At 36.7% G+C, this 13,580-nt stretch carries 9 protein-coding genes and 1 pseudogene; all 10 read right to left on the reverse strand.

The genetic code is table 11. From position 1 onward, the window contains the following. Nucleotides 1-5,143 (reverse strand): annotated as a pseudogene (locus ACIQ2S_RS06255) (hypothetical protein); the annotation flags it as partial. A 170-nt stretch (nt 5,144-5,313) separates the two neighbouring features. After that, nucleotides 5,314-6,501 carry an enoyl-ACP reductase FabV gene (fabV, locus tag ACIQ2S_RS06260; protein WP_396174024.1) on the reverse strand — a complete coding sequence of 396 codons (1,188 nt, stop codon included), beginning with the start codon at nt 6,499-6,501 and terminating at the stop codon, nt 5,314-5,316. A gap of 58 nt (nt 6,502-6,559) precedes the next feature. Then, nucleotides 6,560-8,212, reverse strand: coding sequence for a DNA repair protein RecN (recN, locus tag ACIQ2S_RS06265; protein WP_396174026.1), 1,653 nt, complete (start codon nt 8,210-8,212; stop codon nt 6,560-6,562). Between the two features lie 89 nt (nt 8,213-8,301). After that, nucleotides 8,302-9,186: a DUF4835 family protein gene (locus tag ACIQ2S_RS06270; RefSeq protein ID WP_396174028.1), complete on the reverse strand. Its 885-nt coding sequence runs from the start codon at nt 9,184-9,186 to the stop codon at nt 8,302-8,304. Then, nucleotides 9,179-10,393 carry a bifunctional phosphopantothenoylcysteine decarboxylase/phosphopantothenate--cysteine ligase CoaBC gene (gene coaBC, locus ACIQ2S_RS06275; protein ID WP_396174030.1) on the reverse strand — a complete coding sequence of 405 codons (1,215 nt, stop codon included), beginning with the start codon at nt 10,391-10,393 and terminating at the stop codon, nt 9,179-9,181. Before coaBC ends, ACIQ2S_RS06270 begins: the two co-directional genes overlap by 8 nt. 7 nt (nt 10,394-10,400) lie before the next feature. Then, a complete protein-coding gene (locus tag ACIQ2S_RS06280) occupies nt 10,401-10,718 on the reverse strand; it encodes a DNA-directed RNA polymerase subunit omega (protein ID WP_396174033.1) in 318 nt (105 codons plus the stop codon). An 8-nt stretch (nt 10,719-10,726) separates the two neighbouring features. Beyond that, on the reverse strand, nt 10,727-11,521 hold the full coding sequence (locus ACIQ2S_RS06285) for an outer membrane protein assembly factor BamD (protein ID WP_396174035.1): 795 nt from the start codon (nt 11,519-11,521) through the stop codon (nt 10,727-10,729). 180 nt (nt 11,522-11,701) lie between these two features. Further along, nucleotides 11,702-12,208, reverse strand: coding sequence for a ferritin (locus ACIQ2S_RS06290; RefSeq protein WP_396174037.1), 507 nt, complete (start codon nt 12,206-12,208; stop codon nt 11,702-11,704). Between the two features lie 26 nt (nt 12,209-12,234). Beyond that, nucleotides 12,235-13,116: a 4-hydroxy-tetrahydrodipicolinate synthase gene (gene dapA / locus ACIQ2S_RS06295; protein ID WP_396174039.1), complete on the reverse strand. Its 882-nt coding sequence runs from the start codon at nt 13,114-13,116 to the stop codon at nt 12,235-12,237. Between the two features lie 2 nt (nt 13,117-13,118). Next, nucleotides 13,119-13,580: DUF6913 domain-containing protein (locus ACIQ2S_RS06300; RefSeq protein WP_396174041.1), on the reverse strand; the 462-nt coding region annotated here is incomplete at its 5' end.

Here is a 13,580-nt window from a genome sequence, read left to right on the forward strand (position 1 = left end):
GAGAAGCGTAATAGGTAGCTCCGTCAACCAAAACAGTTGTTGATGGTAAAACGTTTCCTAAAGTAGCTGCATCGTACCAAATAAGTCCGGTTCCTACCACTGTTAAATCTGCCAAAGTTTCATTACAAAAGTCTTGTGCTGCATCTCCTGCAGGAGCAGCTGTTACATTGATAGTTACAGTCACGGCTAATCTAGCAAAACCTTCACAAGCTAATGTTTGAGAAGCATAATAGATTTGACCATTTACCAAAGCATCGGTAGCCAATAAAGCTGTTCCTCCCGTTGCTGATGTATACCATTTTAGTAAGGTTCCTGTGGCTACTAAACCTGCTACTGTTCCTGAATTACAAAATGACTGTGCCGCATCTCCTGTTGGAGCTGCAATTGTTGACGGACAATCATATGCAGAAACTTGGAATCCTCCGGTTAAAGCAGTTGGTGCTGTTGTTGACCATTTCCAAACGGCAACATACAATGTTGCTCCGGGAGTTAACCCTGTTAAATTTATTAACGACATATTACCTAAACCAGCATCATCATCACATCCAACTTGTGTTAAAGTGCCACAAGCTCCTGAATAAACCGTCACTACAGAATCTGCCATTGAGTTGGTAGTAGCTTGCTGCGTTTCAATTGTTAAATTTCCAGACGCAGGTACAGTTACAGTATACCAAACGTCATAGCCTGCATTGGTTTGACAAGTTGGCAAAAGTGCTGCTGTTGTAGTTGCTGCAAAAATAGTTCCGCTTGTAGCATTGGATGCAAAATTGGAACCCACTGTTAATGGCGATGCGTTTGCACACAAATCATTTCCAGGTGCCGGAGGTGGAGTAATAGTTAAAACACCACTTAAATGTGTTGTGCCGTTCCAGAAGTTTCCATTGTTAGAAGCATCAATACCGCCATACACAAATGGTCCGGTGTTTAATCTGAATCTAGTCGCATAGTAATATGTACCCGGTGGTAAAGCCGCACCAATAGTAGCTTCGTACTCATCGTTGTTCCCAACAGAACCTGAATTCCATGTGGCAGGAACCCAAGTAGTCCACGTATTTGGATTGGTGTTTTGCCCAACTGGACTAATTCCTACCCAAGCTTGGATACCAGGTGCTTGACCAACAATATTAGGAACCACATCTGTTAAACCTGCTTCATATACCTGACCATAAACAGTTCCTGAACCTCCTTGTACCACATTAATTGTTGGTGGCCATTGTAAGCTTACATAATCAGGAGCATCTGTTGATGGGATACCACAAACTATTGAACGTGTTCTGTTTACTTGGGCATCTCCACAGGCAACATTTAAATGGGTATAGAATCTAATTTGACCGGTTAGGGTTGAAACCCAAGTGGCACTTCCTGTTCCGATTGCAAATGCTGTAGTTCCACCTATATCAGATATAGTTATAAAATCGGTTGCAACGGAACTTGTAAATGTATAGGTTTGACCTAATGTAACATTTATTCTTGAATACTCACCTGCCCAACCTTCAAGTGTTACAACGTTCATAGTTACACCATCACAAGTTGCTGGAGTATAACCGATTGTCCCACCTGGCCACTGCCCATTTGGTGCTGTCAAACAACCTATTATTGGACAGTTTTCTGTAACTGTTATTGCTAATCTAGTAATACTCGGACATCCATTCAAAGTTTGGCTCGCATAATACGTTGTACCAGTTACCAAAACTGTTGTAGAAGGTAAAATATTTCCTAAAGTTGCCGCATCATACCATACAATTCCTGTTCCTGTTACCGTTAAATCAGCCAAGGTTTCATTACAAAAATTCTGAGCTGCGTCTCCTGTTGGAGCTGGGGTTGTACATAATTCAGCGTGTGAAATAAAGCCAGTGTAATTAGCAGAAGTAACAGGCGTGGTTGATTGAATTGTGTTTGGTGTACCAGCTTCAAAAGTTGCTGTTGTTCCGAACGCTGAATCATAAACACCGCTTGCTGTTGGAGCTTGCACTAATAATCTTCCCGTTACTAAACCAGCATCTCCCAATCTTGCATTGATGGTATTAAAAGAACCTCCAACTACAGAAGTTTCCCATCGGTTGGCACTTACGTTTTGCAAACTCGATGCTAAAGTCCCAGTATTTGAGTTGAATGCTTCCGCTCTGAATGACGATGCAGCTGTTGTGGTTGGGGCTAACCAAATTGGCGTATAGGCCGTTTTCCCCACCGGAAATTGAATAAAAGCTGTATTTGTATTTGCAATAACTCTTTCAAAAGGACCAGAAATATAAGTTGTAGCACTAGGTGTACCACTTAAAGTTCCAGCAGCTGAATAAGTAGAAGTTCCCAAACTCAACACACTTGTTGCTGAAGTGTTTACAATACCACTTACCAATGTTAATGTTCCAGACACACGCAAAGGCACACTTAAAGTAACCCCACTTGCATTGGAATTGTTCACAGACATTGATACCAAGTTTGCTGTAGGTGCGGTAAGTGCATTATCAAAAACACCTGTTCCAGAAACTGTTTGTGCATTTATAGATGCTCCGGCAACACCACCAAGAAAAGTACCAAAATACAATGTTGAAGTATTTACATAAGTACCATTATTAACTAAGTTACCTGCCAAATACGTAATCTGAGAGCCTCTATAAGTGCTATTACTTTCAATGGTAAAATTATTATTTATTCCAAACGAATATGTAGTTGAAACAAATCGATTTGTTCCATTACCACCATTTAAAATTAAATTTCCAAATGTAATTCTTCCAGAGCTTACCCATGTATTTAATCGGAAGCCATTCGTTGCATTTCCGCCCACATCTGTAGAAACTCCGTTTCCTATTCTAACAGTATGACCAATGCCCGAATCAACATTCAATGTTGATGTATAAGCAAATGAGTTGGATGCTGTTGTATTTGCATGAGGATCAACAACCGTTAATGTTCCACCAGTCCAGTTTAACAAATTAGTATTTAACTGTACAATAGAAGTGGCTGAAGGTACAGAAGTGGTAGCATCACCACCATTATTCCCATCAACATTTATTTGACCAGATGATTGATTAAAAGTAGAGTTGGCATTCGATAAAAGCTGACCATTAACATTTAATGTACCTCCCGAAACAGTGAGCGTTCCATTATTTGTTAAAAAGTTATTATTCAAAGTACAGCCCACTGTTAAATCACCAGAGGCAACTTGCAATTCAGCAGTTGAAAAAATCGTTACATTTCTTGCATTATTACCCGGTGAATTGACCGTAACAATAGTACCCGGTGCGATGCTTACTGGACTAGTACAAGATGGTACTGTTCCTTTATTCCATGTGGTTGGATTATCCCAGTTGCCACTAACTACAGAAACATGCGGAACATCATCTGCACTTAATCCTATGTATAATGGCCCTGCCAATAAATCCGTTTGCGATACCGTGATACGTTGAGCTCCCGGTGTTGACGTCCCATTTTGATGAGCTCCCGATACTGGTGCATTTGCAAATAATATTCTAGAATTACCGGTACCAGCAAAATAAGCATTAGGTGCTACTATTGCTAAAGTATATGAACTGGAACTAACAGGTGTACCCTCATTAGTTACTGACCAATTTCCGTCAAATCTGTCGGTAACTGTATAACTGCCGTCCACTACAGTTAATCCCGTAGTTACAGTAGTTGCATCAGTATAAACCACTGCTAACTCTCCTGCAACAGCACCGGTAGCATTGGTTCTTGTGATATACATCGCTCTATTTAAACCTGTTGCCGAAAGAAACGGATATCTACTTGTTGTGTTGGTAGGATCTACACCTGCAGTTATTGCAGTTCCTATTGCAGTGGCTGTCCACCATCTTGAAAATTTACCTCCCGGTAAAAATCCGGTGCCAACTGGAGCCGTCAGTGTACCACCGGCAGCAGCATTTCCAAAGGTAATTTTATTAGTACCAAGGTTTATTCTTGCTCCGGTAAGATTTAAATTGTTCGCTATTTTTATATTATTTACCAACCAGTTGATATTTGGTGTAGCGGTATTAGTGTTCGAAAAAGTTAAATTTCTGATGACATTTGAAGCACCAAAAGTTCCTGTTCCGGAAACTGATTGTACATTCGAGCCGTTCAATGTCAGGTTTCCTGCGGTAGTAGCACCAACAGAAACATCAACAACACCATCATTCACTATATTTTTTGATACAACTAATGTTTTACCTACTGTTCCATTGAAAACATTCACAATACCTCCGGTATTTACAGTTAAATTACCACCGACGTTAAATGTTGTTGGCACAGTGCCATAACTTAATGTTCCATTTACAGTTAAATTATCAATTGACAATGAAGCAGCATTTACAGTAACTGTATGACCAACTGAAACTAAAGCATTATCCGCTGCAGTTGGAACTGCATTCGCGTCCCAAGTGGTTGGGTTATTCCAATCGCCAGTTGCTATGGAAATAAAATCACCGGGAACTTGTGATGTTAATGAGATATCATCAATAGCAGCAGGTGGATTCACGATATCTGTTATGTCTGATTTCCAACTAAAAATTAAACGATAAGTTCCGGGAGCAGCTGCGAAAGAAATGGTTTCAGTATTCCAATTTACGCTACTTAATTTATACATCCCATTGACCGCACCTGAGCCGATTAATTGTGTCGCTCCCGTGACGCCGGCAGTTGAAACCGGAGTAAATGAAGTTGGAGCCCAAAAAACTTTTAAGTTATCCCAGTCAGATGTCCCAGCACCTTCTCCTCCTACTCTCCATTTGAATGTAAGCGTGATTTTGCTTTCTCCAGGAGGAATGGTAACATCTCTGTAGAGGTGATTAAAAACACTTACTTGAGAATACGTCCATGAAACTCCCCCATTTGCAGAGACAAATGCACAGTTAGTGCCACTTGCCACAACAGGCACACTTCCCACTTGCCACGTATCTGTTGATGGATTTACAGCTGTCCAGCCATTTGCAGCAAAGGTACTGCCTAATTCAAACCCTCCTTCTGCGGCAGGATTTAAGAGTGTAGTCTGTCCTTGAATACTGTAGGTACTCAAAAAAATAATAGAGAGAAAAATAAAAGAAAGCACCCTCCCAAAAAAGGAAAAGCCTCTATTATTATTTTTTTCTTTACCAAGATGCCAATTTTCCAAAGGAAAGAAATGGTTCAAATTGTAAAAGTTTACCATAAAATAAAAGTTAGATTAGATTAGAAAATAGTCTACTAATTTAAGAACATATGTTAGCATTTTTTAAAATAATTTACGAATAATCGACAAAAAGCAACAAATTTCGATAAAAAACTAAAAATCCCGGAATGTCCGGGATTTTTTTAGTATAATTAGTACAAACAAATAATCTATATACTTGGAATCAATGTCATTTCGTTGGCATCTGCTTTATAATCAACACCCTCAAATCCAAAACCGAACAGATTTAAGAAATCTTGTTTATATCCGGCTAAATCCCCAATTTCACCAAGGTTTTCAGTAGTTGCAATCTTCCATAATGCAGCCACCTGATTTTGAACATCTTCCCTCATTTCCCAATCATCGATGCGTATTCTTCCTTTGTCATCCAATGCTATTCCGCTCGGATTGTATAAACGTTCTTGGTACAATCGCTGCATTTGTTCGATACAACCTTCGTGAATTCCGCTTGCTTTCATAATTTTATATAGTAATGATATATATAAAGGGATAACAGGAATTGCTGAACTCGCTTGTGTAACCAACGCTTTATTGACTGAAACATACGCTTTACCATTCACATCAGCCAACATATCTGTAATTTGAAAAGCTGTTGCTTCCAAATGATCCTTTGCCCGTCCGATAGTTCCTTTTCGATAAACTGCCTCCGTAACTTCAGGTCCGATATAGGAGTAAGCTAGCGTTTGAAATCCATCAGCTAAGACTCCTGCTTCTTTCATCGCATTGATCCACATAGACCAATCTTCACCACCCATGACAACAACTGTATTATCAATATCGTCCTGATTAGCAGGTTCAATTGATACTTGCGATACATTTCCGGTATGGAAATCAACTGTTTTGTTTGAAAAAGTCTGACCGATTGGTTTTAAAACTGAACGGTGTAAAATACCCGTAGCGGGATGCATTCGTACGGGCGAAGCTAAACTATAAATCACCAAATCAACTTGTTCCAAATCTTTCTTTATCAACTCGATTGTCTGTTCTTTGATTTCACTGGAAAAAGCGTCTCCGTTGATACTTTTTGCATATAAACCGGCTGCTGTTGCATCTTTTTCAAAAGCTGCAGAATTGTACCAACCCGGTGTGGCAGTTTTGCCTTCTGCCGGCGGTTTTTCAAAAAACACACCTATTGTTGCAGCATCGCAAGCAAAGGCACTGGTTATTCTGGAAGCTAAACCAAAACCTGTAGAAGCTCCAATGACCAGCACTCTTTTTGCTCCTTCAATTTTACCTTTTGAAGTAACATATTTTATTTGATTTTTTACGTTTTGAGCACATCCATCGGGGTGGGCTGTCAAACATATAAATCCTCTCATTCTTGGTTCAATAATCATATTGTAAATTTTCTAAAATTAAACACTCGTCTATTTTTAACAAATATAATCGATTTTTTTAGTTTAACAATTCACGGGCGTGATTGTATGCCGATTCTGATACAGTTGCACCAGATAGCATTTGAGCAATTTCCTGAATACGCTCTTCCGCAGAAAGCTGTTTTATTTCAGAAAAAGTTTGCTCCGCATCTATTCTTTTGTAAACTTTAAAATGTGAACTACCCTTGGCTGCAATTTGTGGTAAATGAGTAATGGCAAAAACCTGCATTGTTTGACTCATCTCTTTCATTATTTCACCCATTTTAGCTGCAATTTCGCCAGAGACACCTGTGTCAATTTCATCTAAAATTATGGTTGGTAAGCTGGAATAGTTGGAAAGAATGGCTTTAACAACTAACATAATTCGCGACATTTCGCCTCCGGAAGCAACTTTTTTGAGCAACCCAAAATCGGATCCTTTGTTCGCAGAAAACAAAAACTGTAATTCATCTTTACCGTTTGACAAATAGTGAGTGGTTTGACTTAAATCGATTTTAAAACGAACATTTGGCATTCCTAACTGACTTAAAAGAAAAACCATCTTTTCAATTAAAACAGGTAGTGCTGCCATTCTGCTTTGATGTAATTGCTCAGCCAAATCATCCAAACTCTTTCCAATTTCTGAAATTTGTTTTTCCAAAATCAAAAGTGACTCTTCAATAGTTGTCACGGAAACAACTTTTTGTTCTAATTGCTCTTGTATTGCGAGCAATTCGTCTACAGTAGTTACTTGATGCTTTTTTTGAAGATTGTAAATGACTTGCAATTTCTGTGTCAGCAATTCCAATGTTTTTGGATCATCATTTACGTCTTCGGCAAAAGCATTAATTTCTACTGCAATATCTTTAAACTCTATTAAAAGACTTTCTACGCGTTCATATAAGTTGACATACGTGGGTGAAAAACTAGTAATTTTTTGAATCGCTAATTTAAATTCCAGCAAGCTATTTGTTAGTCCAAATTGATCATTTTCTGCTAATGCTATTGCTTTTGACAACTGTTCTTTGATGAGTTCAACATTTGAAAGTTTATCTATCGCAACTTCAAATTCTTCTTGTTGCCCTTCTTCAAGCTTCGCGTCCAACAGTTCTTGAAATAGGAAACTATTATAATCTTGCTCGTTCAAACTACTTTGCAGTTGGCTTTTGGTTGTTTCAAACTTTCGTTGGATGGATTTGTACTCTCTTAAATTATGCTGGTATTCTTCCAAAATCGATTGATTTTTTGCAATCGCATCAATAATCGTAAACTGGTATTTTTCGTATGCTAATTCCATCGTTTGGTGTTGCGAATGAATATCAAGCAGAAAATTTCCTAAATCAAGTAAAACTTGCAGATTTACAGGGCTATCATTGACAAAAGCTCGTGATTTACCGGACGGAAGTATTTCTCTGCGGATAATTGTATGCCCATCATAATCTAAATCGTTCGCATCAAAAAATGACTGAAGATTGTATTTTGCGATTGAAAAATGGGCTTCAATGACACATTTTTCTTCTTTATCTTTCAGAGAAGTTAAATCTGCTCTTTTTCCTAAAACCAATCCCAACGCACCTAATAAAATGGACTTTCCTGCTCCTGTTTCGCCGGTAATAATTGAAAATCCCTCTGAAAACTCGATGGATAATTTTTCAATTAAAGCATAATTTGCAATGGATAAAGATGCCAGCATAAACTATTGTAAGTAAAAATGAAGGTGCAATTTACTCAATTAACTGCTAAAAATTGAAGGAAAACGGTTTGTTTTCTAACAAAAAAAATCTATCTAATTTTAGACCATTTGGAGGTGTTCGTAGGCGACATTCTGTTGAGTGTTTCTACCAGTTCTGCAGTTTGAACAGGTGGTCCGCCAGAAAAAAGTGCCACGATTTCATCAGATTTTGCATCAAAAAATACACGAGGTAGAAATGCATTGGGTCGCACGATATGAACTTTAGAAATGGTAGCTAAAGCAGTTTTGATACCTTCTTTACCCACTTTTAAGTCATCAGCCATTCTGTCTAAACCGAGTGCGTGGTATTGGTAAAAACCTTCACGCATCGGACTAAATGTTGGCGTAATCATATCATTTACAAGAAAAAAACGATTTTGGTTGCCACCGGATTGTGCCCAACCCTTATAGCCTGAAGACTGTGCTACAACCACAATGTTTTCTGCATTGTCAAAATAATTTGTCCCTTCTAACATACCGTAGGAGTCGGCATCGATTCCTAAAATCATATATGCATAGAAGGCTAAAACCGAAACAAGATTGGAATCGAATGAATTGGGATTGTAAAAAAGGTTTTCAAATTCAATATATCTGAAATCAAAATCAACATCGTTGTAATTAAATATGGGTGTCAAATAATTTGAATTATAAACCGGTCTTGACGCTTGCACTTGAATGGATGCCCGAAAAGCATTATCGGCATACTCAGAAACATTGATATACATTGAACATAAAATACGTTCATTTTGTTTGTATACTTTATTGGTCCAGCGGGTATTGTTTACAAATTCTGAAACTGCTTTTTGTAGTGTAACAAATACCTGTGGGTTCGCATTAGTAACCCGATCGGAATTTACTATTACTTCACATTGCAATTCCTGAGCCTGAAGAGCACCCATTAAAAAAAGGAGTAAATAACAAACTAGTTTACGCATGAAAATGTTGAATTACTTTGTTTAAAATATCTATAGCTACTTCTTCTTTAGATTTTAATTCCATTGATTCTTCCTTAAAATCTTTGTCAATAAACGTTATTTTATTGGTAGGTTTTCCAAAACCTGCTCCTTCATCATTTAGTGAATTCAGGACAATCAAATCTAAATTTTTTTTCTCAATCTTTAGCTTCGCATTTTCTAGTTCATTTTCAGTTTCCAATGCAAAGCCAATTAGTAATTGATTTTTTTTTGCAGCACCTAATGAGGCTAAAATGTCTTTTGTTTTTACCAATTCAATTGAAAAATCTCCTTCAGTCTTTTTTAACTTTTGAACGGCAACGTTTTTAGGCGTAAAATCTGCTACTGCGGCAGCGGCTATCACCACATCCATCGAATTATAGTATAAATGACATGCATCATACATTTCCTGTGAAGAAACTACACGCACTACTTTTACACTTGTATTGCTTACTTTCAAAGATGTTGGACCGCTAATTAAAATTACTTCTGCACCCAATTTTGCAGCTTCATTTGCCAGGTCAAAACCCATTTTGCCGGTGGAATGATTTCCTATAAAACGCACAGGGTCTATTGCTTCGTATGTGGGTCCTGCAGTAATTAATATTTTTTTTCCGTTTAGCGGCAGATTTTTAAGAATATCAGCTTCCAGAAAAGCAATAATATTTTCAGGTTCTGCCATTCTACCTTCTCCTGAAAGTCCGCTGGCAAGTTCACCAGATTCAGCAGGAATTATTGTATTTCCAAACAATTGAAGCTTTGTAAAACTATCTAAAGTTGTCGGGTGCTTATACATATCCAAGTCCATTGCCGGTGCAATATAAACCGGACATTTTGACGACAAATAAGTGGCCAACAACAAATTATCGCAGGTACCATTTGCCATTTTTGACAAAGAATTGGCGGTAGCGGGAGCAATGACCATGAAATCAGCCCATAGAGCTAAATCAACGTGATTGTTCCAGGTTGGATTTCCATCTTCTTCTGCGTGAATAAACTCAGAATATACAGGATTTTTTGAGAGTGTAGCTAATGTTAAAGGAGTAACAAAATCTTTTGAAGCAGGAGTCATCAGTACTTGTACCTCCGCTCCTGCTTTAATAAATAGTCTAACCAAAAAGGCAGTTTTATAGGCTGCAATACCACCGGATACTCCGAGTAGAATTTTTTTCCCTTGTAAAACTGACATTTATGTATTAGTTTGTAGTGTCTCTGTAGTAAATTTTTTCATCTAACCATTCTTGAACGGCTAGTGCATGTGGTTTTGGAAGTTTTTCGTAGAATTTTGAAACTTCAATTTGTTCTTTGTTTTCAAAAATCTCTTCTAAACTATCATTGTAAGTTGCAAATTCTTCCAATTTCTCGATTAATTCCTTTTTAATTTCAGAATTTATTTGATTCGCTCTTTTAGCAATAATTGTAATTGCCTCATACACATTACCTGTTGGAGCCTCAATAGTACTTTTATCGTAAGTAATTGTGTTTACAGGAGCATTTGTTTTTTTTAAATCCATGACCTCATTTATTTTGAAAATTGTTCTAAATCTCTATCAATTGTAACCGCCATTTCATCGGCAAGTTGTTTATATTTTGAAGAATTACTAAAAGTTTTATTGAATCGCACGTATGATTCTTTTGCTAATAATAATCGTTCTTTCATTTTAGACGGTACACTGTTAATAGCCAATTTATAGGCAGAATCCAATGAATAATACAAAGCATCTTCTTTATAAACTGTACCCGGGTAATCTAAAATAAAATTATTAAAAGCAATTTGGGCTGCTTTATAATCCCTAATAGTATTGTATTGTTTCGCTACTTCGTAGGCTTTCTTTTCTAATTTTTCCCTCAGCGTTTTTATTGTTTGATTTGCCTCGGGCAAATAAGTAGAATTTGGATAAATATCGATGAAATTTTGCAGTTTGTCAAGAGCTTTATAGGTATCAACTTGGTCTAGCGAATAAACCGGCGACAATTTAGAATATGAAAATGCTCCTAAATAAGCAGATTCCTCTACTTTTTCGCTCTTTGGGTACATGGAAACAAAACTTTCAAATTGGTAACCCGACAAATAATACTGCTTGTTTTTATAATAGCTTTGTGCAAACATATAAAACAGTTTCTCCGATTGTGGTTTCCCTCTGTATGCAGGAGCAATTTGTTCAAATAATCGAATGGCTTTGGTATATTCGCCCTTCTCATACATTTCTTCACCCACTTTATATTTTATAGCTGCATCTTCAGTCTTTAAGGCTTTTTGATATTGACCGCAAGAGGCAAGAATTAAGAGTAAGAATATTGGAACGATTTTATTCATTTTGTAATTTAGATTGTCTGATTTTTAAAGTATTATTGTCCATAAAAACCGAACTGCAAATTTAGTTATTAAATGCAGACTACAAAACATTTTTTTAAGTAGTTGGTTTTATTGTCAAAAAAACAAAAAAGATGCGATTGTACTCGCATCCTTTAAGTTATGATTAACATATATTTCGATTTATTGCACCGGAACAGTGCTTACGAAATTTTTCATTTCATTGTCAAAAAGGTATAGTCCACCTTTGTCGTCGCCAATTAAATTTATTTTATCTAAAATAGTTCGTGCATTAGCTTCTTCTTCAATTTGTTCTGCTACATACCATTGCAAGAAATTATGTGTAGCAAAATCTCTTTCATCTAAAGTGATTCCTACCAAGTTATTGATGCTTTCCGATACTTTAATCTCATGTTCCAAAAGTTGTTTGAACAATGTTTTATAGTTAGAAACATCTAATTTAGGTTCTTTTGTAGCTGAAACTTTTGCCGCTCCTCCTCGTTGATTCACATATTTAATCAACTTCAACATGTGCATACGTTCTTCATCAGACTGCTTGTACATAAAAGTTGAAATTCCTTCAAAACCTTGAACCTCAGCCCATGAGGCCATTGCTAAATAGACCTGTGAGGAATCGCCTTCCATTTCTATCTGTCTGTTCAATCCGTTTAAAACATTCGTAGATAACATACTTTAACTTTTAAAATTTAAAAAGGCTAATTTACAACTTTTGCAACAAAATGCTCAATTCTACTTGCTAAATCTTCGTTAACGTTGACCAAAGGCAATCTTACATAATTGTCTGCTAAACCTAATGATTTAAATACTTCTTTAATTCCGCCCGGATTTCCTTGCTCAAAAATCATATCAATGGCGTCAGCTAAAAGATAGTGTAGTTTGTAGGCTTCATCCACTTTTCTTTCTAATCCCAAGCGAACCATTGTTGAAAATTCTTTGGGAAAACCTTCGCCAATAACCGATATTACCCCTGCTCCTCCTGCTAATAGCATGGGCAAAGTCACCATATCGTCGCCTGAAATAACTAAGAAATGGCTGGGTTTATTTTGTATGATTTTCATGGCCTGAACAATATCACCCGCAGCTTCTTTAATTGCGACTATATTCGAAAAATTATTCGCTAATCGTATAACTGTTGACGGCAAAATATTACTTCCCGTTCTTCCCGGAACATTGTAAACAACTACAGGAATTGGAGATACTTCTGCAATAGCTTTAAAATGCTGATAAATTCCTTCTTGAGTAGGTTTATTATAATATGGAGATACGGATAGAATTGCTACAAAATCCTTGAAATCTCTGGTTTTTAGTTCTTCTACCACTTGATGAGTATTATTTCCGCCAACACCAAGCACCAATGGTAATCGCTTATTATTTGCTTCAATTACAGTGTTTATTACCAACTCTTTCTCTTCGACTGTTAAAGTAGCTGTTTCTGCAGTTGTTCCTAAAACAACTAAATAATCAATTCCTCCTTCAATTTGAAAGTTTACAATTCTTTTTAAAGCGTCAACATCAACTGATAAATCTTTTTTGAAGGGTGTGATCAAAGCGACTCCTGTTCCAATTAGTGATTGCATAATTATATTTTATTAAGTATTTTTAAATATTTAAATAGTTCGCTTATAAACAAAGTGTAGTTTCCCTGCTGTGTATCAATTAAAAAATGATTGTGACGGGTGTCTGCCGAGTAAAATCCCACTTTAAAACTAGCCTTTGATAAATGAGTAACCAATTGTAACGGCGGTTTATTCTCATTGTAATAGCTAATCAATAAATCAAAATCTTTTGCAATGAAATCTTTCACTTCCTGATTTTCAATGGTACCTAACCACGAAATGTTTTTCAAACTATAATGTGGTTCAAGCAGTACTTCTTTTTTTTTATAGTGGTCCTTATAAACTAGCAACGACAAATTTTCGTTTGAAAATCCATTATTTACTAAGAGTTGCATAACATCTTCTTTATTGACGAAGGATGTTTCATCAATTAATAATCCAACCCTTTGAATCTTTTTTTCAACTGTTACCAAGGTAACATTGTA

The sequence above is a fragment of the Flavobacterium sp. genome, from assembly GCF_044371705.1.
Taxonomy (GTDB): domain Bacteria; phylum Bacteroidota; class Bacteroidia; order Flavobacteriales; family Flavobacteriaceae; genus Flavobacterium.

Excerpts from the sequence above, each read along its gene's own strand:
- ACIQ2S_RS06290 (WP_396174037.1), bottom strand. The coding sequence starts at position 12,208 with ATGTTATCTACGAATGTTTTAAACGGATTGAACAGACAGATAGAAATG.
- ACIQ2S_RS06280 (WP_396174033.1), bottom strand. The coding sequence starts at position 10,718 with ATGGATTTAAAAAAAACAAATGCTCCTGTAAACACAATTACTTACGAT.
- coaBC (WP_396174030.1), bottom strand. The coding sequence starts at position 10,393 with ATGTCAGTTTTACAAGGGAAAAAAATTCTACTCGGAGTATCCGGTGGT.
- ACIQ2S_RS06285 (WP_396174035.1), bottom strand. The coding sequence starts at position 11,521 with ATGAATAAAATCGTTCCAATATTCTTACTCTTAATTCTTGCCTCTTGC.
- dapA (WP_396174039.1), bottom strand. The coding sequence starts at position 13,116 with ATGCAATCACTAATTGGAACAGGAGTCGCTTTGATCACACCCTTCAAA.
- recN (WP_396174026.1), bottom strand. The coding sequence starts at position 8,212 with ATGCTGGCATCTTTATCCATTGCAAATTATGCTTTAATTGAAAAATTA.
- ACIQ2S_RS06270 (WP_396174028.1), bottom strand. The coding sequence starts at position 9,186 with ATGCGTAAACTAGTTTGTTATTTACTCCTTTTTTTAATGGGTGCTCTT.
- fabV (WP_396174024.1), bottom strand. The coding sequence starts at position 6,501 with ATGATTATTGAACCAAGAATGAGAGGATTTATATGTTTGACAGCCCAC.